At 64.3% G+C, this 19,728-nt stretch carries 21 protein-coding genes; 9 read left to right on the forward strand and 12 right to left on the reverse strand.

Features of this window, described 5'->3' with window-relative positions; translation table 11 throughout:
• Window positions 1–14 precede the first annotated feature (14 nt).
• The gene (locus AC1DW9_RS07085) at window positions 15–626 is read right to left on the reverse strand and encodes an NAD(P)-dependent oxidoreductase (RefSeq protein ID WP_476775121.1); all 612 of its coding nucleotides are present in this window, start codon (window positions 624–626) and stop codon (window positions 15–17) included.
• Window positions 627–748: 122 nt separating this feature from the next.
• Between AC1DW9_RS07085 and AC1DW9_RS07090 the strand changes: the two genes are divergently transcribed.
• The 4 genes from AC1DW9_RS07090 (at window position 749) to AC1DW9_RS07105 (ending at window position 4,821) form a co-directional block, all read left to right on the forward strand.
• Window positions 749–1,135 carry a winged helix-turn-helix transcriptional regulator gene (locus AC1DW9_RS07090; protein ID WP_441492028.1) on the forward strand — a complete coding sequence of 129 codons (387 nt, stop codon included), beginning with the start codon at window positions 749–751 and terminating at the stop codon, window positions 1,133–1,135.
• A gap of 153 nt (window positions 1,136–1,288) precedes the next feature.
• Window positions 1,289–1,558: a 30S ribosomal protein S15 gene (gene rpsO / locus AC1DW9_RS07095; RefSeq protein ID WP_043239192.1), complete on the forward strand. Its 270-nt coding sequence runs from the start codon at window positions 1,289–1,291 to the stop codon at window positions 1,556–1,558.
• Between the two features lie 318 nt (window positions 1,559–1,876).
• Window positions 1,877–4,051, forward strand: coding sequence for a polyribonucleotide nucleotidyltransferase (gene pnp, locus AC1DW9_RS07100; RefSeq protein ID WP_441492029.1), 2,175 nt, complete (start codon window positions 1,877–1,879; stop codon window positions 4,049–4,051).
• A gap of 134 nt (window positions 4,052–4,185) precedes the next feature.
• Window positions 4,186–4,821 (forward strand): pyridoxamine 5'-phosphate oxidase family protein, encoded by a 636-nt coding sequence (locus AC1DW9_RS07105; RefSeq protein WP_476775122.1) that lies wholly within the window; start codon window positions 4,186–4,188, stop codon window positions 4,819–4,821.
• A gap of 117 nt (window positions 4,822–4,938) precedes the next feature.
• On the opposite strand, the gene AC1DW9_RS07110 is transcribed toward AC1DW9_RS07105, so the two are convergent.
• The 5 genes from AC1DW9_RS07110 to AC1DW9_RS07130 all read right to left on the reverse strand — a co-directional run bounded on the left by AC1DW9_RS07110 (window position 4,939) and on the right by AC1DW9_RS07130 (window position 8,840).
• Entirely contained in the window at window positions 4,939–5,937 is a 999-nt protein-coding gene (locus AC1DW9_RS07110; protein WP_441492030.1) for an adenosine kinase, read from the reverse strand.
• A gap of 67 nt (window positions 5,938–6,004) precedes the next feature.
• Entirely contained in the window at window positions 6,005–6,379 is a 375-nt protein-coding gene (locus tag AC1DW9_RS07115; protein ID WP_113515708.1) for a helix-turn-helix domain-containing protein, read from the reverse strand.
• On the reverse strand, window positions 6,376–6,933 hold the full coding sequence (locus AC1DW9_RS07120; protein ID WP_441492031.1) for a Smr/MutS family protein: 558 nt from the start codon (window positions 6,931–6,933) through the stop codon (window positions 6,376–6,378). Before AC1DW9_RS07120 ends, AC1DW9_RS07115 begins: the two co-directional genes overlap by 4 nt.
• 3 nt (window positions 6,934–6,936) lie before the next feature.
• Window positions 6,937–8,112 (reverse strand): murein transglycosylase A, encoded by a 1,176-nt coding sequence (gene mltA / locus AC1DW9_RS07125; RefSeq protein ID WP_476767843.1) that lies wholly within the window; start codon window positions 8,110–8,112, stop codon window positions 6,937–6,939.
• Window positions 8,109–8,840, reverse strand: coding sequence for a Tim44/TimA family putative adaptor protein (locus AC1DW9_RS07130; RefSeq protein WP_441505102.1), 732 nt, complete (start codon window positions 8,838–8,840; stop codon window positions 8,109–8,111). The genes mltA and AC1DW9_RS07130 overlap by 4 nt, the downstream gene beginning before the upstream one ends.
• A 245-nt stretch (window positions 8,841–9,085) precedes the next feature.
• Between AC1DW9_RS07130 and secB the strand changes: the two genes are divergently transcribed.
• Both secB and AC1DW9_RS07140 read left to right on the forward strand, forming a co-directional pair.
• On the forward strand, window positions 9,086–9,583 hold the full coding sequence (gene secB, locus AC1DW9_RS07135; protein WP_069878580.1) for a protein-export chaperone SecB: 498 nt from the start codon (window positions 9,086–9,088) through the stop codon (window positions 9,581–9,583).
• 183 nt (window positions 9,584–9,766) lie between these two features.
• A complete protein-coding gene (locus AC1DW9_RS07140; RefSeq protein ID WP_476767844.1) occupies window positions 9,767–10,507 on the forward strand; it encodes a TerC family protein in 741 nt (246 codons plus the stop codon).
• Window positions 10,508–10,537: 30 nt separating this feature from the next.
• Here AC1DW9_RS07140 and dnaQ read toward each other — a convergent pair whose 3' ends face one another.
• The 5 genes from dnaQ to AC1DW9_RS07165 are packed head-to-tail and all read right to left on the reverse strand — an operon-like array spanning window position 10,538 to window position 14,185.
• Window positions 10,538–11,245 (reverse strand): DNA polymerase III subunit epsilon, encoded by a 708-nt coding sequence (gene dnaQ, locus AC1DW9_RS07145; protein WP_476775123.1) that lies wholly within the window; start codon window positions 11,243–11,245, stop codon window positions 10,538–10,540.
• Window positions 11,238–11,864 (reverse strand): dephospho-CoA kinase, encoded by a 627-nt coding sequence (coaE, locus tag AC1DW9_RS07150; RefSeq protein WP_476767846.1) that lies wholly within the window; start codon window positions 11,862–11,864, stop codon window positions 11,238–11,240. Before coaE ends, dnaQ begins: the two co-directional genes overlap by 8 nt.
• Before the next feature lie 15 nt (window positions 11,865–11,879).
• Window positions 11,880–12,713, reverse strand: a complete 834-nt coding sequence (locus tag AC1DW9_RS07155) for a shikimate dehydrogenase (protein ID WP_476767847.1) — start codon at window positions 12,711–12,713, stop codon at window positions 11,880–11,882.
• 18 nt (window positions 12,714–12,731) lie between these two features.
• Window positions 12,732–13,358, reverse strand: a complete 627-nt coding sequence (locus AC1DW9_RS07160; protein WP_441505107.1) for a Maf family protein — start codon at window positions 13,356–13,358, stop codon at window positions 12,732–12,734.
• Window positions 13,355–14,185 carry a pyruvate, water dikinase regulatory protein gene (locus tag AC1DW9_RS07165; RefSeq protein ID WP_441492038.1) on the reverse strand — a complete coding sequence of 277 codons (831 nt, stop codon included), beginning with the start codon at window positions 14,183–14,185 and terminating at the stop codon, window positions 13,355–13,357. Before AC1DW9_RS07165 ends, AC1DW9_RS07160 begins: the two co-directional genes overlap by 4 nt.
• Window positions 14,186–14,643: 458 nt before the next feature.
• Between AC1DW9_RS07165 and hemE the strand changes: the two genes are divergently transcribed.
• The 3 genes from hemE to rho all read left to right on the forward strand — a co-directional run bounded on the left by hemE (window position 14,644) and on the right by rho (window position 17,604).
• A complete protein-coding gene (gene hemE / locus AC1DW9_RS07170) occupies window positions 14,644–15,675 on the forward strand; it encodes a uroporphyrinogen decarboxylase (RefSeq protein WP_441505108.1) in 1,032 nt (343 codons plus the stop codon).
• A 13-nt stretch (window positions 15,676–15,688) separates the two neighbouring features.
• Complete coding sequence (hemJ, locus tag AC1DW9_RS07175; protein WP_441492040.1) at window positions 15,689–16,114, forward strand: protoporphyrinogen oxidase HemJ; 426 nt, start codon at window positions 15,689–15,691, stop codon at window positions 16,112–16,114.
• Window positions 16,115–16,338: 224 nt separating this feature from the next.
• Window positions 16,339–17,604 carry a transcription termination factor Rho gene (rho, locus tag AC1DW9_RS07180; RefSeq protein ID WP_069878589.1) on the forward strand — a complete coding sequence of 422 codons (1,266 nt, stop codon included), beginning with the start codon at window positions 16,339–16,341 and terminating at the stop codon, window positions 17,602–17,604.
• A gap of 110 nt (window positions 17,605–17,714) precedes the next feature.
• Here rho and AC1DW9_RS07185 read toward each other — a convergent pair whose 3' ends face one another.
• Window positions 17,715–19,718, reverse strand: a complete 2,004-nt coding sequence (locus tag AC1DW9_RS07185; RefSeq protein WP_441505109.1) for a thioredoxin domain-containing protein — start codon at window positions 19,716–19,718, stop codon at window positions 17,715–17,717.
• Window positions 19,719–19,728: the final 10 nt, after the last annotated feature.

The raw sequence follows: 19,728 nt of genomic DNA on the forward strand, positions 1-19,728 counted from the left end.
TTGCTCGCGATGGTTCAGTAACCGACCGTGAAGCGCTGGCGCGAGTGGGCAGGCTTCTCCAGTTCGTCGACCAATGCGATCGCGTAGTCCTCGGCCGAAATCGCGCTCTTGCCCTGCGCATCGACCAGAAGCTGATCCCTGCCGAGGCGGAACTTGCCGGTGCGCTGGCCGGGCTGGATCAGCACCGAGGGTGACAGGAACGTCCAGTCCAGTTGGCTCTCACCCTTGAGCAGCTCGAGGAAGGCGCCGCCCTTCTTCGCCTCTGCCAGATAGATCGCCGGGAACTCCGGCGTGTCGAACAGCTGCTTGCCTGGCGCGACCTCGAGACTGCCCGCGCCACCGACGACGAGATAGCGCTTCACGCCGGATTGCTTGACGGCGGCCAGCAGAACCGCCGGGTCGCTCGCGGTGAAATGCACGGCACTGATCACCGCGTCATGGCCAGCGAGCACGCTGGCCAGCCCGTCGCGATCGAAGACGTCGCCTTTCAACGGCGTCACACCAGTCGCCGCTGCGACCTTTCCGGGGTTGCGGGTGATCGCCGAAACCGCGTGTTCGCGGGCGGACAGCTCGGCCAGCAGGCGCGAGCCGATGAAGCCGGTAGCGCCGATGAGAGCGATTTTCATGAGATCTGCCTTTGGCTAGTATCTTACAGGAACCAACATCCTGTGCGATACTAGATGGAGGCAGCGTGGAGCCTCGTAAAGAAGGCACTTTCACGCGACATGGTCACCTGAGGGAAACCACGATGCTGCAACGCCCGGACGCCTTCAACGCCCAATGCCCGACCCGCCAGGTCCTCGACCGCATCGGCGATAAATGGGCGGTGCTGATCCTGATTCTGCTCGGAGAGGGGACGTTGCGCTTCAACGAGCTGCGCCGACGCATCGACAACATCTCGCAGAAGATGCTGTCGCAGACATTGCGGAGCCTGGAGCGCGATGGGTTGATCAGCCGCGAGGCGTTCCCCACCGTGCCCGTAACTGTCGAGTATTCGCTGACCGAACTCGGCCGCACGCTTGCAGCAACCGTGCACGGATTGACGCGCTGGGCCGAGACCCATATCGGCGAGGTCGAGGAAGCGCAGAGGCGCTACGACCACGGTCTGCCCCGGCCTGCCTCGTCGCCGCGCTAGCGTTTTACCCAGATTCGTGTATATCCCGCGCCAACCGGCCTTGCGGCTGGCTGCGCATCTCCTCCGTGATGAGGTGGATTGCGGGTTCCGGACCTTGCTGGACGACATCCCGGCCTGGCCCGCCAGATCAACATTCAACTGAAGGATCACACGATGTCGATTACGCCGGAGCGCAAGACCGCGCTCGTGAAGGAACATGCCACCAAGCCGAATGACACCGGTTCGCCGGAGGTCCAGGTCGCGATCCTGACGGAGCGCATCAACAACCTGACCGGTCACTTCAAGTCGCATGTCAAGGACAACCACTCGCGTCGCGGCCTGCTGAAGCTGGTTTCGCAGCGCCGTTCGTTGCTCGACTATCTCAAGGGCAAGAGCGAAGCGCGCTACAGGACGCTGATCGAGAAGCTCGGCATCCGCCGCTGATCGATCGCAAGAGCTTCCCGCCCGGCACCGATCGGTTCCGGGCGGTTTTTCCAGAGCATGATGCCGAAAGGTGGGAACCATCTTTCGGGCGACATGATGCTCCTACTCCAGGGTCTGGCCGCAATGGTGCGGCGCCCTGACTCCAACGCGGCGGCCGCATGGGTGGCTTAGCCGCAGGCCTCCGCCGGACGCCCCGACGTCCATGGCAGGATCGCCGAGCGCTCGGGCGCAATGCTCACCGTCTCCCGAGCTTTCCGCCGTCTTGCCCATGGGCTTGAGACGTCCGGACGTGTGCCACATCCGATCCGAAAGAGAACCATGTTCGACATCCAAACCGAAGAGCTGATCTGGGGCGGGCGCAAGCTCGTGCTCGAAACCGGCAAGGTCGCCCGCCAGGCCGACGGCGCCGTGCTCGCCACCTATGGTGAGACCGTCGTGCTCGCCACCGTCGTCTCGGCCAAGGAGCCGAAGCCGGGCTTCGACTTCTTCCCGCTGACCGTGAACTACCAGGAAAAGACCTTCGCGGCCGGCCGCATCCCGGGCGGCTACTTCAAGCGCGAAGGCCGCCCGAGCGAGAAGGAGACCCTGGTCTCCCGCCTGATCGACCGGCCGATCCGCCCGCTTTTCGCCGACGGCTACAAGAACGACACCCAGGTGGTCTGCACCGTGCTCCAGCATGACCTGGAGAACGACCCCGACATCGTTGCGATGGTCGCAGCTTCGGCCGCACTGACCCTGTCCGGCGTGCCCTTCATGGGCCCGGTCGGCGCCGCCCGCGTCGGTTATTTCGACGGTGCCTACAAGCTCAACCCGCTGGTCGACGAGATCAAGGAATCGGGCCTCGACCTCGTCGTCGCCGGTACCCAGGACGCCGTCCTGATGGTCGAGTCGGAAGCCAAGGAACTCTCCGAAGAGATCATGCTCGGCGCCGTGATGTTCGGCCACAAGCATTTCCAGCCGGTGATCGACGCCATCATCCGTCTGGCTGAAAAGGCCGCCAAGGAGCCGCGCGACTACCAGCCGGCCGACCAGTCGGCGATCCTCGACGCCGTGCTCAAGGTTGGCGAAGCCGAGCTCCGCGTCGCCTACAAGATCACCGCCAAGGCCGAGCGCTATAAGGCTGTCGACGCCGTCAAGGCGAAGGTCGTCGAGGCGCTGGTCTCGGCCGAGCCGGATGGCGTGAAGACCTTCACCAAGGAACAGGTCGCCGGCCAGTTCAAGGAAGCCCAGGCCAAGATCGTGCGCTGGAACATCCTCGACGACGGCATCCGCATCGACGGTCGCGACGTCAAGACGGTCCGCAAGATCGTGGCGGAAGCTGGCATCCTGCCGCGCACCCACGGCTCGTCGCTGTTCACCCGCGGCGAAACCCAGGCGCTGGTCGTGACCACGCTCGGCACCGGCGACGACGAGCAGTTCATCGACTCGCTGGAAGGCACCTACAAGGAAACCTTCCTGCTGCACTACAACTTCCCTCCCTACTCCGTCGGCGAGACCGGCCGGATGGGTTCGCCCGGCCGCCGCGAGATCGGCCAYGGCAAGCTSGCCTGGCGCGCGATCCGTCCGATGCTGCCGGCCAAGGGCGAGTTCCCCTACACGATCCGCGTCGTCTCGGAGATCACCGAGTCGAACGGCTCCTCCTCGATGGCCACCGTCTGCGGCACCTCGCTGGCGCTGATGGATGCCGGCGTGCCGCTGAAGGCTCCGGTTGCGGGCATCGCCATGGGCCTGATCCTGGAAGGTGAGCGCTTCGCGGTGCTCTCCGACATCCTCGGCGATGAGGATCATCTCGGCGACATGGACTTCAAAGTGGCCGGTACCGCTGCGGGCATCACCTCGCTGCAGATGGACATCAAGATCGCCGGCATCACCGAGGAGATCATGCAGGTCGCGCTTGGCCAGGCCAAGGGCGGTCGTGACCACATCCTCGGCGAGATGTCCAAGGCGCTCTCCACCTCGCGCGCCCAGCTCGGCGAATATGCCCCGCGCATCGAGACGATGAAGATCCCGGTCGACAAGATCCGCGAAGTCATCGGTTCGGGCGGCAAGGTCATCCGCGAGATCGTCGAGAAGACCGGCGCCAAGGTGAACATCGAGGACGACGGCACCATCAAGATCGCCTCGGCCGACGGCAAGTCGATCGAAGCCGCGATCAAGTGGATCAAGTCGATCGTCTCGGAAGCCGAGCCGGGCATGATCTATGACGGCACCGTGGTGAAGATCATGGAGTTCGGCGCCTTCGTGAACTTCTTCGGCGCCAAGGACGGCCTCGTTCACATTTCCGAACTGGCCGCCCAGCGTGTCCAGAAGGTCTCGGACGTCGTCAAGGAAGGCGACAAGGTCAAGGTCAAGTTCCTCGGCCAGGATGAGCGGGGCAAGATCCGCCTCTCGATGAAGGTCGTCGACCAGGAGACGGGCGAGGATCTGACCGAGAAGCTCAAGGCTGCCCGCGACGCCGAGAAGGCCCGCGAGAAGCAGCCCGCCAGCGAGTAAGCTCCGGCTTCATCGCCAGACCACAGGCGCCCCGCATCTCACGATGCGGGGCGTTTTCTTTTTTGCGGTGCGAAGGGGCTGGCGCTCACGCCTGTCTCCCAATAGTCTAGACTTATTGGTTCTTGGAGATCGGCATGACCGACCACAGCATCACTTCGCTCGAGACGCTCGCCGCCCGGTATCCGAACCCCGTCGCGCCCGCCTCGGTCGCCAAGGAGATCGACCATGTCGACGAGAACTATGCTGCGCTGATCGCCGCCTCGCCCTTCATGGTGCTCGCGACCAACGGTCCGGAGGGCCTGGATTGTTCGCCGCGCGGGGATCTGCCGGGCTTTGTCACGGTCCGGGACGCGAAAACGCTCCTGATTCCAGACAGAAAAGGCAATAACCGTCTGGATTCATTAAGAAATATTCTGTTCGATCCGAGAATCGGAATGCTCTTCCTGGTCCCCGGATACAGCGAAACCCTGCGGGTGAACGGCACAGCGACGCTTTCGACCGACCCCGAGCTCTGCGCGCGCTTCGAGATGGCGGGAAAGCTGCCGGCCTGCGTGATCGTGGTCGATGTGGAACAAGTCTACTTCCAGTGCTCGCGCGCCGTGGTCCGGGCCGACCTTTGGAACCCGGCCAAACATGCCGACAGGCGTGAGTTGCCAAGCGCCGGACAGATCCTGCGTGACATCACTGCGCGGAACGAGGCGATCGAGACCTTTGACGGTGCTGCCTATGACAAGGCGCTGCCGGAGCGCGTGAAGGCGACGCTGTACTGAATCGTCGTGCGCGGCTGCACTGCCGGGCCGCCGCGTCTTGCGACGCGGCTCGTGAAAAGGCGTGCCATGATCGAGACCCGCCCGACCATGACACGCCGAACCTGAAACCCGATCAGGTCACAGCAAGCCGTTATCGCCCGCCAGCACCTTCAGGTTCACATCCGGCCTTGCACCGACATGGCTGATGATCTCGGCGGCGGCCAGCGCGCCGAGCCGCAGCGAGTCCCGCACCTCGCGGCCCGAGGTCAGGCCGAAGAGGAAGCCCGCGGCGAAGAGGTCGCCCGCGCCGGTTGAATCGACGATGCGCTCCACCGGGAAGACCGGTTCGGCGACGATGCCGTCAGGCGTCACCGCCAGAGCGCCCTTCTCCGAGCGCGTCACCGCCGCAATGATATTCTCCGCGCGCAACGCAGCGAGCGCGCTGTCGAAATCGCCGGTCTGGTAGAGGCTCTTCAGCTCGTGCTCATTGGCGAAGACGATATCGACCAGCCGGTTGCGGATCAGCCCGAGGAACTCGTCGCGATAACGATCCACGCAGAAGGAATCCGACAGGGTGATCGCGACACGGCCGCCAGCTGCATGGGCAAACTCCGAGGCCTTGCGGAAGGCTTCCTTGGCCGCCGGCGGATCCCAGAGATAGCCCTCGAGATAGATGATGTCGGCGTTCTGGACCGTATCCTTGTCGACATCCGCGACAGTGAGGCCCTGGCAGGCGCCGAGATAGGTGTTCATCGTGCGCTCGCCATCAGGCGTGACGAAGATGAAGGAACGGGCGGTCGCCGGACCATCGGCCGCGAAAGCCGTATCGAAGCTGACGCCCTGCGAGGTCAGGTCATGCCGGTAGAGCTTGCCGAGCTCGTCCTGCTTCACCTTGCCGATGAAGGCGCCCTTGCCGCCAAAGGAGGCAAGGCCCGCGATGGTGTTGGCGGCGGAACCACCCGAGATGACCTTGGCCGGGCCCATCGCCGCGTAGAGCGTCTCGGCACGGGGCTCGTCGATCAGCATCATCGCGCCCTTGGTCAGCTCATGCGCGACCAGAAAATCCTCTTCCGCGCGAGCGATSACATCGACGATGGCGTTGCCGAGCGCCAGGACATCATAACGGGCATTTTTCATGAAGGAGTTCCGTGGGTTGGCGAGGATGGGACGAATGATGGGCGTTTCGCATCAGGACCCGATGCGGTCAAGCACGGCCGCGCCGGCGACTGGCCTGGTCAAGCACGGCGCGCAGCGCGGCGAGTTCGTCGGGGCCGAGTTCGGCGATCTCAAGGGCAAGCCGGTTGGCGACCAGCGTCGCCTCCGGTGCCAGTCCCGCAGTATCGACCGTGATGCGGGGGTGGGAGAGCTCGGCGAGACGAACGAGTTCGTCAGCCTCGTCCCAGATCACGCCGAGCAAATGGATCACGCCCTGGATCAGCGCAAAGGTCGGCTGGCCGCGCTTGCCATGCTCAAGGGCCGAGAGATAGGCCGGCGTGACGCCCAGCGCCGCGGCCATTCCGGCCAGCGTCACGCCGCGAGCTGCGCGCAGCTCCCGAACGCGCTGGCCAAAGGGTGTCACGCGCCGCTCTCACGGTGCCGGCGCAGACGGATATAGAGCGCGCCGGCGCCGCCATGGCGCTGCTCGGCCTCCTCGAAGCCGACGACGAAAGGGCGCAGATCAGGTAGCCGCAGCCAGTGCGGCACGCTGCGGCGCAGGACGCCACGCTCTTCGCCGAAAATCGCATCGCCCGCGGCGCCCTTGCCCGTCACGACCAGCGCCAGCCTGGTGCCGCGCGCCTGCTCGCGGCGCAGAAAGGCACATAGCGCCGCATGAGCGGCATCCTGCCGCAGGCCGTGCAGGTCGATCACCGCCTCGACGGATTGGGTTCCGCGACGCAACTGGGTGCGCAGGCGGCGCTCGAGCGGCGCCAGCGGCGGCGGGGTGATCCTGGCCGGTTTGACGGCAACCACCAGAACAGGGGCGGCAGCCTCAGTTGGAGGTGGCGCCGGGGCCGCTGCAGGCTCCTCAGGCGGCGGTGCGGCGCGCCCCCGCAGTGGCGTCACCGAACGTGCAACCTGCCGCCACAGGGCAATCTCGGCCTCCGACAGGGTCTTCTCGCGACGGCGGCGCATTCCTCAGCGCGCCTCCGCCCGCGGCCAGAGCACCGTGAAGTCAAAGGAATGGCGGACCAGCCCGGCGCGATGACCCGCCGCCTGGCCGGAACCGACGAACAGGTCGACCCGCGACGGTCCGACGATGGCGGATCCCGTATCCTGCGCAATCATCAAGCGCGACAGCCGCTCCATGTCGCCGCTGCCGGTGGGAATTGTCGCATCGATCCAGGCCGGCAGTCCGTAGGGCCAGATGGCGCGGTCGACGGCGATGCTACGCAGCGGCGTCAGGGGCAAACCCGCACCACCGATCGGCCCCGACTCGGCCGGCAAGTCGTCCTTGCGGGCGAAGAAGACGAAGGAGCGGTTCAGGCGGATCAGGTCCCGGGCAAAACCGGCATCGGCCTTCAACCGAGCGACCAGCTTGTCCATAGTCATCTCGGCCGGCGGGATGTTCTCGCGCTCGCTGAGCACCCGGCCGAGTGAGGTATAGGCGTGGCCGTTGCGGCCGGAATAGACCAGCCGGACGACCCTGCCGTCCTGCAACCGAACCCGGCCGGAGCCCTGCACCTGCAACACGAAGCGGTCGACCGGATCGCGCAGCCAGGCGATTTCCAGGCCCTGCCCGTCGAGTGCGCCACTCTCGATCGCCGTCCGATCGGGATAGGGCTCTAGGCCCCGGGGAGTGCGGCGGGCGGCGGACAAGGCAGGTTCCAGCCCTGGCCAAGCGTCGCCTGCAAGGCGCGTCACCAGATCGGCAGGGCGGGCATAGAGCGGCGTTGGGAACTGGACGGAGGGGGTGAGCGAGCCTTCGAACTCCGGCTCGAAATAGCCGGTCATGAAGCCGCCCTCGGCGCCGCTCGGCCGGATGCGCCAGAAACTGAAACGCTCCTCGAAGAAGCGACGCGCCGCCGTCCGATCGACCGGCCCGCGAGCCGTCAGCCTGCCGGCTTCGGCGCAGACAGCGGTGAGCGCAGGGGGGATCGGGGCGCCTTGCCGAAGCGGGGGGTTGGCAGCGCAGCCAGCTGCGAAAATCGTCAGCGCAATGCGGTGATCGTCATCCGGCCATCCCGCTATTGCGCCGGGAGAGATGACCTCTGCGCGGGCGCCGGGCGGCAAGCTCGGACCGGCGGGCGCTTGTGTCATTGCAGCGGACAACATGGCGGCCACCAGCGCAATGCGCCCGAGGCCACGGGTCACGCGCCGGCTTCGGTCGCGACCAAAAGCCAATTCGGGTCGCGGCTGCCGAGCTGACGCGAGAAGGTCCAGATATCGTTGACCTCCGAAACCGCCTCGGCGCTGCCGTCGACCACGACGCCCTGTGCATCACGGACAACACTGATCAGCTGCGAAACGAATGCGATCGTCACCTGAGCGGTCTTGCCCTTGACGTCGACGGCGGTGATCTCGGCCTTGTCGATCGAGACGAAGGAGGATTCCGCCTTCTCGCCGCGCTTCTCGCGGTCGGTAATCGCCTGCTCGAAGCCATCATAGACTTCCTTGGCGAGGAGGCCCTTCAGGACCTTGCGGTCGCCGCGGGCGAAGGCGGTGACGATGGTCTCGTAAGCGGATTTCGCACCCTGCAGGAAACCCTTCGGGTCGAAATCCTGCTCCTGGCGAACGATGGCCTCGATGCCGGCAAGGATCGGCGAATCCGCAGGCGCAATGTCCTTCCAGCGCTCGGCCGCAGGAACGGCTGTCGCAGCGGGATCATTGGCTGCGCCCGGCAGGCGAATGACATTGTCGCGCTTGGCCTCGGGAGCGCCGGCCTGATCAGGTCGCATCGGCGGCGTCTCACGCCGCGCGAAGGGATCCTTTGGCGGCTGCTCGCTGCCGGTCTTCTGGCCAAGCACGGAGCGAAGCTTCCAGGCGACGAAAACGGCCAGAGCCAGGAAGACCAAAGTCGTCATGTCGAAGGAATTTTGCATCGAACGCTGATCCGGAACCCCAGTGACCGCCTCGCATCAACGGCGGCGGTCGGCCGGCCGCCGCATGCGATATGGTGATCAAGGCTCGTAACATCCACCCCCGAGCTTGTGAAGGCGGCTTCTTGTGCCTGAGGAAGCTCCATGATAGCCGACGCAAGCATTGCACCGGGGAGCGGTGCGCAGTCCCGGGCGCCGGCAAGGCGTGGGATTTCCCGATTAAAGCCTGCCAGACGATGATGGGACCGATGGCCAACGACATCCCCAACGGCAACGGCGCGAGCGAGGCGAACGCTCAGCCGAGCATGAATGCCCTGATCCAGTACACCAAGGACTTCTCCTTCGAGAATCCGAAGGCGCCCCGCGCCCTCGGCCAGCAGAACGAGCAGGGCCCGCAGATGTCCCTGCAGGTCAACGTCTCGACCACCGCGCTGTCGGAGACCGATTACGAGACCGTGCTCCAGCTCGAGGGCAAGGCCGTCCTGAACAACGAGACGCTGTTTGCGTTCGATCTCAGCTATGCTGGCGTGTTCCGGCTGCTGAACATCCCGCAGGAGCATATTCACCCCGTTCTGGTGATCGACTGCGCGCGGCTGCTGTTCCCGTTCGCCCGCCAGATCATCGCGGACGCGGTCCAGACCGGCGGCTTCCCGCCTTTCTATGTTCCGCAGATCGATTTCGCGATGCTGTATCAACAGCGCATGCAGGAGCTTCAGGCCCAGCAGCCGCAGGCGCCTAACGCCTGAGCGAGCCTGCCGCCTCCGCAAGCCGACGATATCGAAAGGGCCCTCGCGGGCCCTTTCTTGCATTTCAATCAATAATCGCGCGCATTTCGCAACGCCTTGCGCATCGGCAAGGCAAACTCCATCTCCCACATTCATTGAAGCGGGCGCCAATCCGGCGTCCGCATTTTGTTATGTGGAGACCCGATGGACCATCTGATGACGCTTGCTGCCGACCCCGCCGTATGGGCGGCTCTCGGGGCACTGATCGCCATGGAGGTTGTCCTCGGCATCGACAATCTGATCTTCATCTCGATCCTGACCAACAAGCTGCCTGAGGAGCAACGTTCGCTCGGCCGCAAGATCGGCATCGGGCTTGCCCTGTTCATGCGGCTCGCGCTGCTCGGTACCGTCGCCTTCATCGTGCAATTGACGGAGCCGATCGTCTCGCTCTTCGGCAAGGCCTTCTCCTGGCGCGATTTCATCCTGATCGCCGGCGGCCTTTTTCTGGTCTGGAAGGCGACGACCGAAATCCATCACAAGGTCGACGTCAATCACGGGCCCGATGTGTTCGACGGCGGCCGTGCGGCAACCGTGACCTTCGGCGCTGCGATCTTCCAGATCCTGCTGCTCGATCTGGTCTTCTCGATCGACAGCATCATCACGGCCGTCGGCATGACCGAGCATGTCCCGGTGATGATGATTGCGGTGATCGTCGCCGTGCTGGTGATGCTGCTGGCCGCCGACCCGCTGGCGAAGTTCATCGAAAAGAACCCGACGATCGTGATGCTGGCSCTSGGCTTCCTGCTGATGATCGGCGCCACGCTGATCGGCGAGGGTTTCGGCGCCCATATCCCGAAGGGCTACATCTACGCCGCCATGGCCTTCTCGGCGCTGATCGAGGGTCTCAACATGATGTCCCGGCGCGCCGATCGTAGCCGCGGCTGACCGACCCGAAGCTGAGCCGCCACAAGCGGCTCAGCTTTCCTTGGCCAGACCGAGATAGCCGCTCCAGAGCGGTGTCTTCAGGGTCAGGATGAAGCTCTCATGAGCGGCCATTGCCGCCTCGTCGAGGCAGGGGGCGAGCGGGCGCTGGCGCTGCGGCCGCTCGGAAAGATCGGCGAGACCGTTGCCGGGACCGGAAGCGCTGACCACGCCAAGTCCGAGATCGGCCTGTTTGCCGCCGATCAGCTCGATATAGACCTCGGCGAGAATCTCCGAATCGAGCAGCGCGCCGTGCTGGGTGCGCCTCGTATTGTCGATGCCGTAGCGCTGGCAGAGCGCATCGAGACTGTTCGAGGCTCCGGGATGCTTGCGTCGCGCCATCGCCAGCGTATCGACGACCAGCGATGGATCGATCGGGCCACGGCCGACACGCTTCATCTCCATGTTCAGGAAGCCGACGTCGAAGGACGCGTTGTGGATGACGAGCCGCGCGCCATCGATGAAGGCTGCAAACTCCTCGGCAATGGCCGCGAAGACGGGCTTGTCCGCCAGGAAGGCATCGGACAGTCCGTGGACCTTGAAGGCGCCTTCCGCCATCGCCCGCTCGGGGTTGATGTATTGATGGAAGGTACGGCCGGATGGGCAGTGATTGACCAGTTCGACGCAGCCGATTTCAACGACGCGATCGCCGCCATTGGCTTCGACGCCGGTCGTCTCGGTATCGAGAACGATCTCACGCATGCCTGGACGCCTTTTCTTGCCGGCTCCGGCCAGGACGGCCGGCCAATGCCTGGAGGATAGAGCGGACCTGCCTCTGTGCCACCAGCAAGCCATGCGAGGTGTCCACAAGGAAGTGAGCGTGCCGGCGCTTCTCGGCATCCGGCATCTGGCGCGCAAGGATCGCGTCCAGCTTCTCCGCCGTCATCTCCGGACGCGCCAAAACGCGGGCGCGCTGCACTTCGGCTGATGCCGTGATCACGACGACGGCGTCACAGCGATACCCTCCTCCAACCTCAAGCAGGAGCGGCACATCGAGGACCCCGATATCGCTCCCCGCTGCAATGCAGTTCTTGATGAAAGCGATCTCCTCCTCCCGCACCAGAGGATGAATGATCGCCTCCAGCGCGCGCAGGGCTTCGGGCTTGCCCACAACCATCGAGGAGAGTCGGGCACGATCCACGGCCCCATTTACTACAGTCTCCGGAAAGGCTGCCGCGATCGGTGCGACCGCCCTGCCCCGGTAGAGCGCATGGACGGTGGCATCGGCATCATGGACAGGCACGCCGTGGGCCCGGAACATCTCCGAGGTGGTCGACTTTCCCATGCCGATCGAGCCGGTCAGTCCCAGGATGAAGGTCATGCGGCACCCAGCGAATCAGGCGCCCAGGATATCGGCTTCGAGCCGGGCCCGCAGCGCCGGCGTGACCTTCGGGGTCACACCGAACCAGCGCGCGAAACCGGGGGCGGCCTGATGCAGCAGCATGCCGAGGCCATCGACCGGAACACCGCCGCGACGTTCCGCCTCTTCGAGCAGGGGCGTCCGCAACGGCACGTACACGATGTCGTCAACGATCGTGCCGGGGCGGAGCCTGGTGAGATCGAGATCGAGCGGCGGCTTGCCGTTCATCCCAAGCGCCGTCGTGTTGACGATCAGATCGGCCGATTCGACCAGCTCATGACGCCTTGACCAGTCTCGCGCCTCGACCGGAGCTCCAAGTGCCCGGGCAAGTTCCATGGCTCGGTCCGCGCTGCGGTTGACGAGGATGATCCGCTCGAGGCCGCGCGCCTTCAGTCCAAAACCGATCGCCCGCGCCGCGCCGCCCGAGCCAAGAATGAGAGCCGTTGCGACCCGCTCGCTCCAGCCGGGAACGCTGGCGTCGAGATGGGCGAGGAAGCCGGCAGCATCGGTGTTGTCGCCGAACAGGCGACCATCGTCACGCCAGATCGTATTCACCGCACCCATCGCGCGGGCGACGGGGCTGAGTTCATCGACCAGCAGCAGCGACGCCTCCTTGTGGGGAACTGTGACGTTGCCGCCCACGAATTCGCCGCTCCGCACCCGGGCCATGAACGACGAGAGTGCAGCCGGTGCGACATCGATGCGTTCATAGGATCCATCGAGCCCATGCTCGGCGATCCAGCTGCCGTGAATGAGCGGCGAGCGTGAATGGGCGATCGGGTGACCGATGACGAAACAGCGACGGGTCATGGAATTCAGATGTCCGGATCAATCGACGAGAGCGCCCTGCTCGCGCAGGGCCTCGAGTACGGCAAGGAGCGGGAGGCCGAGAATGGTGAAATGGTCGCCCTCGACGGCAGCGAAGAGCTGGGAACCAAGGCCCTCGAGCTGGTAGCCGCCAACGCTGGTCAGGATCGCCGGGCCAGCAAGTTCGACATAGGTCGCGATGAAATCGAGCTCGAGCCGCCGCATCGTCAGTCGTGCGGTCTGCCCGCCTTCAGCCAGGATCTCGCCGTCGCGCGCCAGCACAAAGGCGGAATGAAGCTCATGCGTGCGCCCAGCCAATGTCGCGATCTGCGCGGCGGCGCCAGGGAGATTCTCGGGCTTGTGAAAGATCTGGCCCTCGCAGGTCAACGTCTGGTCGGCGCCGAGCACGAAGCGGCCGGGCTTCATCACGGAGACATGCAGCGCCTTCGCGCAGGCAAGCGCGGTCGCGATCGCCTCGCCTTCGACACCCTGTGCGAGGAGCGGCGCCTCGGCGGCTCGCTCGTCGATGTCGGGCTTCAGGGTGTCCACCGGGATCCCGGCTGCGCGCAGCATCCCAGCCCGGGTCGTACTGCCGGAAGCAAGCAGCAGCGGCGCCGCTGCACGCCAGAGAGAGGGCCTCTTCGTCATGTCGCGATGAACTTCATGCGATGGTCGCGCAGCAGGTCGAGGATCGCTGCCGCCGTCTCCTCGATCGAGCGCCGGGTGACATCGATCACCGGCCAACCCCTGCGGGCGCAAAGCTTGCGCGACTGCGCGATCTCGTCGGCCACGGCTGTAGGGTCGACATAGGGCGTCTCATCATCCGCCTTCATCGAGAGCAACCGGTTCTGTCGAATCTGGACGATGCGCTCAGCGCTGGCGACCAGCCCGACGATCAACGGCTTTCTCAGCCGTTCAAGTTCGACCGGCAAAGGCACATGGGGGACCAGCGGTACGTTGGCGGTCTTGATACCGCGATTGGCGAGATAGATGCTGGTCGGTGTCTTCGAGGTTCGGCTGATGCCGACGAGGATGATATCCGCGCTTTCCAGATCGCCTCCAAGCTGCCCGTCATCATGCATCAGCGTGTAGTTCATCGCGTCGATGCGGCGGAAATATTCGGCGTTGAGGACATGCTGCGCGCCCGGCCGCGGCGACCCCGCCTGGCCGAGATAGGACTGGAACAGGGACAGCACCGGGTTCAGCACCGACAGACAGGGGCAGCCGAGCTCCTGGCAGAATTTCTCGAGCCGCTCGGCCCATTCCGCTTCGACGAGCGTGTAGAGCACGACCCCGGGCGAGGATTCGATCTCCGCCAGGACCCGGGCAAGCTGCGCCTCGGAGCGGACCAGCGGATAGACATGCTCGATGGCCGAGACCGATTCATATTGGGCGGCGGCGGCCCGGCTGACCGCAATCAGGGTCTCGCCGGTGGCATCGGACACCAGATGCAAATGAAAATAGTTGCGCGCCACGTGGGCTCCCGGGGCTTAACGAAGTTGCAACCTCTAGCGCGCCATATCGGCAATGCAAATTGTCGTCCTGGACCGGGACCCCCAGCGCTGACCGCGATGAGGGGTCACGCTGGTCATGGGGACTGCTGTGGACAACCGTACATCCGAGCGGAGCGCGGGACCGCGACTGTATAACTCCCTCTTTCCATCAACAGGCTGGCCCCTGGGGACACGTGGAGCGATGTTTCACGTGAATCATTTTAACGATCGGCAGCCCCGGCCGCGATTCTGATTTCTTACTAATCAGTTAAGGCGCCCCACCCCCCGGGCGATTCCACCCTGCGACATCGGCTCGCCCTGTGGACCGGTTGTGGACAAAGTTGGGCCGGGCTATTTGCCCCTGACCAAGAGTCAAAACAAAAGAATATCTCTCTAAGATTCTTTTAAGATTCAGACCTGAACGGCTGACCGGAGTGGGCATGGCGAACGAAGATCCGGTTTTCCTGCGGAGCCTTTCGGGCGAGGTGATGGCAAGGCCGCCGATCTGGCTGATGCGCCAGGCCGGACGCTATCTGCCGGAGTACCGCGAGGTCCGGGCCAAGGCAGGTGGCTTTCTCGAGCTCTGCTACAATCCGGCCTTTGCTACCGAAGTGACCCTTCAGCCAATCCGCCGTTTCGGTTTCGATGCAGCGATCCTGTTCTGCGACATCCTCGTCGTGCCGCATGCGCTTGGGCAGAAGCTCTGGTTCGTCCAGGGCGAAGGTCCGCGGTTGGAGCCCGTGGGCGATGCGAAGAGGCTAGGCGAGATCCACGAGGAGATCGACCAGGACGTGCTGGCGCCGGTCTACGAAACGGTTGGCAAGGTCAAGGCTGCCCTGCCAGGCAACACCGCCTTCATCGGCTTCTGCGGGGCGCCTTGGACGGTCGCGACCTACATGGTGGCTGGGCGGGGCACGCCGGATCAGGGTCCCGCGAAGGAACTCTTCACACGAGACCCGGAGCTGTTCGCCCGGCTGATCGACCGGATCGTGATGGCGTCCATCGCTCATCTCAACGCTCAGCTCGATGGCGGCGTCGATGCGGTGCAGATTTTCGACAGCTGGGCTGGCTCGCTTGGCGAAGATGATTTCATGCGTTGGTGCATTGCGCCGACCAAGCGGATCGTCGACGGAGTGCGGGCGCGTCATCCCAAGGCAAAGGTCATCGGCTTTCCCCGGGGGGCCGGCCGCCTGATTCCGAGCTATGTCAAAGCGACCGGGGTTGATGCTGTCGGGCTCGAGACGGACATCGATCGCGAATTTGCGCGGACGCAGATCCAGTCGCTGGCGCCGATCCAGGGTCACCTTGACCCGCAACTTCTCCGGGCAGGTGGTACCGAGCTGGAACGGGAGGTCGCCGCGATCCGTACCTCCTTCGGCGCCGGTCCCTTCGTCTTCAATCTCGGGCATGGCATCCTGCCGGATACGCCGATCGCTCATGTCGAACGCTTGATTGCGGCCGTCAGGTCATGATGAGGATGCAGTGATGCTGATCGACTGGATCAAGGCTTTTCACGTGATGGCGGTCATCTCCTGGATGGCCGGCATGCTCTATTTGCCCAGGCTGATGGTTTATCACGCGGAGGCGCAGACCGGCTCGGTGCAGTCCGAAACCTTCAAGATCATGGAACGCCGGCTCCTCAAGGGCATCATCAATCCGGCGATGATCGTGACCTGGGTGCTGGGTCTGTACCTCGCCTGGGCGATCTATGGCTTCAAGGGTGGCTGGCTGCACGGCAAGATTCTGCTCGTGGTCATCCTCTCCGCCATCCATGGCATCCTGGTCGGACGGGTCAGGGCCTTTGCCGAAGATCGCAACGACAAGTCGGCGCGCTATTACCGGATCATCAACGAAGTGCCGGCACTGCTGATGGTCGGAATCGTGATCCTGGTCGTCGTCAAACCGTTCTGAGCGACGCCGACGTTTCCGGCTTGAGAGTCCACGGGAAACCAGCTATCAAGCGCAACGCGACTTTTTGCGTCCTCCCTGTTGTCGATGGTTCGTGAGCTGGCTGCCGGTGCAGACGCTCATGGTGCGCATCCCCTGCGCACTGGTCCTTCCAGGCCCTGTCGAGCCCTCCACTGAGTCCCTGACCTCCGCCATTCGTGTGGGGGCGTTTACGATCCGGGTGCCCCATGCGGGAAATCAAGCTTCACGAACTCAAGGTCAAATCGCCGACCGAGCTTCTTGCCTTCGCCGAAGGCATGGAGGTCGAGAACGCCAGCACGATGCGCAAGCAGGAGCTGATGTTCGCCATCCTCAAGCAGTTGGCCGCCAAGGAAACCGAGATTCTCGGCGAGGGCGTGGTCGAGGTGCTGCAGGACGGGTTCGGCTTCCTGCGCTCCTCCGACTCGAACTATCTGCCGGGTCCCGACGACATCTACGTTTCGCCGTCGCAGATCCGCAAGTTCGGCCTGCGCACGGGTGATACGGTTGAAGGGCCAATCCGTGGACCCAAGGATGGCGAGCGCTATTTTGCGCTGCTCAAGGTCAACACGATCAATTTTGAGGACCCGGAGAAGATCCGGCACAAGATCCATTTCGACAACCTGACGCCGCTGTATCCGGACGAGCGTCTGCGGCTGGAAGTTCAGGATCCGACCAAGAAGGACTTCTCGCCCCGCGTCATCGACATCGTCGCTCCGATCGGCAAAGGCCAGCGCGCCCTGATCGTGGCGCCGCCGCGCACCGGTAAGACGGTTCTGCTGCAGAACATCGCGCAGTCGATCACCAACAATCATCCCGAGTGCTATCTGATCGTGCTGCTGATCGACGAGCGGCCCGAGGARGTCACCGACATGCAGCGTTCGGTGAAGGGTGAGGTTGTGTCCTCGACCTTCGACGAGCCGGCCACGCGCCACGTCCAGGTCGCGGAGATGGTCATCGAGAAGGCCAAGCGCCTGGTGGAGCATGGCCGCGATGTCGTGATCCTGCTCGACTCGATTACGCGCCTCGGCCGTGCCTACAACACCGTGGTCCCCTCTTCCGGCAAGGTGCTGACCGGTGGTGTCGATGCCAACGCGCTGCAGCGGCCGAAGCGCTTCTTCGGCGCGGCCCGCAATATCGAGGAAGGCGGCTCGCTGACCATCGTCGCGACTGCGTTGATCGATACCGGCAGCCGCATGGACGAAGTCATCTTCGAAGAGTTCAAGGGCACCGGTAACTCGGAAATCGTGCTTGACCGCAAGGTGGCCGACAAGCGCATCTTCCCGGCGATCGACATCCTGAAGTCGGGCACCCGCAAGGAAGAGCTGATCACGCCGAAGGATGTGCTGCAGAAGACCTATGTGCTGCGCCGCATCCTGAATCCAATGGGACCGCAGGATGCGATCGAGTTCCTGATCGACAAGCTGCGGCAGACCAAGCAGAACTCCGAGTTCTTCGACTCGATGAACACCTGATCGGATCGGGAATCGCGACGCCGCACGAAGCTGCAGCGTCGGAGATCCAATACTTTCAGCGAGGCGGATCGGCAGTCATGCCGACCCGCCTTTCTTGTTTGGATCCGGGGTCACCGGCCAGCAGAAACGGCATCCTGCAATTGATTCGGATCCGTTACGGGAGGCAGGCAACGCCCGGCGAAACAGATGAAGGCGGCACCGCTGCCTGCAAGACGCGCCATGGAAGCGGCTGGGTGGTCCGATGGTAGCGCGCTGGGATCGGGGCAGTCGACGATCATCGTCGTCGTGTAGGGCAATGCCAGCGCAGCCGCGCGAAGACGTTCGCGTTCGGGTCCAGCCAGGATGATCTCGATGCCGTGCCGCGCCAGATGATAAGCATTGAGTACGGAGCCATGGGCGACCGGCGCGCGCTCGGCAGCGGCCAATGCTGCTGCGAGAAACCGTTCGGCCTGGGCCCTATCGGTCGGGGCTCCGCTCTTGGCCGCCAGACGAAGCAGGTTCCCTGCATGCACGCCATTAGCGTTCGGGACTGCGTCGTCGTGAGTCGGCCTCGGTACGACCGGAAGAACGGCGCTATCGCGTTGAGTCATACCAAGTAGACTCGTATCGACGTGGCGGTAGTACCGCCAGAGATGGGCGGACCAGCGCAGGGCGTGGTCAAGGAAATGCCGTTCCGATGTGGCGTCGTGGAGTGCCAGGGCCGCTTCGATCATCGCCGCGTGATCGAGGGCAAAGCCCGGGGTGATCAACCGGCCCGCGCGGTAGGAGTGAGCGAGGCCGTCGCCATGCTTCATTGATTCGGCGACGAAATGGTAGGCTCGCCGAGCAAGGGCCAGCCAGGCGGGCTCCGCGAGTAGACCGGAGGCTCGCACGAGCGCCGCGATCATCAGCCCATTCCAGTCGGCCAGGATTTTGTCGTCGCGGGCCGGAGGAACCCGGCGAGCGCGCAACGCCAGGAGATCCCGCCGGATGTTGGCCAATTGCTGCTCGAATGCCGGATCCGGATCGGGCGTGTCGAGCCGGTTGAGGATTGTGACGCCTTCCCAGTTGCCATGGGCGGTGACGTCATAGTGCCGGGCGAAGAGTTCTGCGTCGGCTGGCGTGAGATGGCTGGCCAGCTCCGATGCAGTCCAGACATAGAATTTGCCTTCGACCCCCTCGGAATCGGCATCGAGGCTGGAGGCGAAAGCGCCCTCCTGTAGCAGCATGTCCCGCTCAAGCCAGGTGACGATGCCCTGGGCCGCGCTGTGCGCCAGTGGATTGCCGCTGCGCTTCGCCTCGAGCGCATAGAGCCCGAGTAGCTGGGCATTGTCATAAAGCATCTTCTCGAAATGCGGCACGAGCCAGCGCTCGTCGACCGAGTATCGGGCGAAGCCGCCGCCGAGGTGATCGTGAATGCCGCCACGCGCCATGCGTTCCAGGGTGCGGGTCGCCGGCAGGAGTGTGGTCGCGTTCCCAGTGCGGCTGCCGTGACGCCAGAGCAGCTCGATCAGGCCAGGATTGGGGAATTTTGGTGCGCCGCGCAGCCCGCCATGCTGCGGATCGAAGGATTGGGCGATCTCGCTGGCGATCTGGTCGAGGTCAGGTTTGTATCGGGCTTCCGGGCTTGCTGCAGCCTCACTCTGCTCGAGTGCAGCCTTGATCGCGGCGGCATTGCGCGCGACCCGCTCGGGCTCTTTTGCGTGGACGGCCGCGATCTGCTGCAGCACCTGGCTGAAGGAGGGCCGTCCATAGCGCGCCGTTGGCGGAAAATAGGTGCCGCCCCAGAATGGCTGACGGTCGGCGGTGAGGAACATGGTCAGCGGCCAGCCCCCCTGTTCGCCCAGGCTGTGCAGCGCGTTCATGTAGACCTGATCGATATCGGGTCGCTCCTCCCGGTCGACCTTGATGTTGACGAAGCGCGCGTTCATCAGCGCCGCGGTTGCCAAGTCCTCAAAGCTCTCATGGGCCATGACATGGCACCAGTGGCAGGCGGCATAGCCGACCGAGAGCAGGACCGGGCGACCGCTTGACTTTGCCTCGGCAAAGGCTTCCTCGCTCCATTCCCACCAATGGACGGGGTTGTCCTTGTGCTGCAGGAGATAGGGGCTGGCGGCGGCCCCGAGACGATTCATCGACGGATCT

The sequence above is a fragment of the Allobosea sp. P4_E12 genome (genome assembly GCF_056401655.1).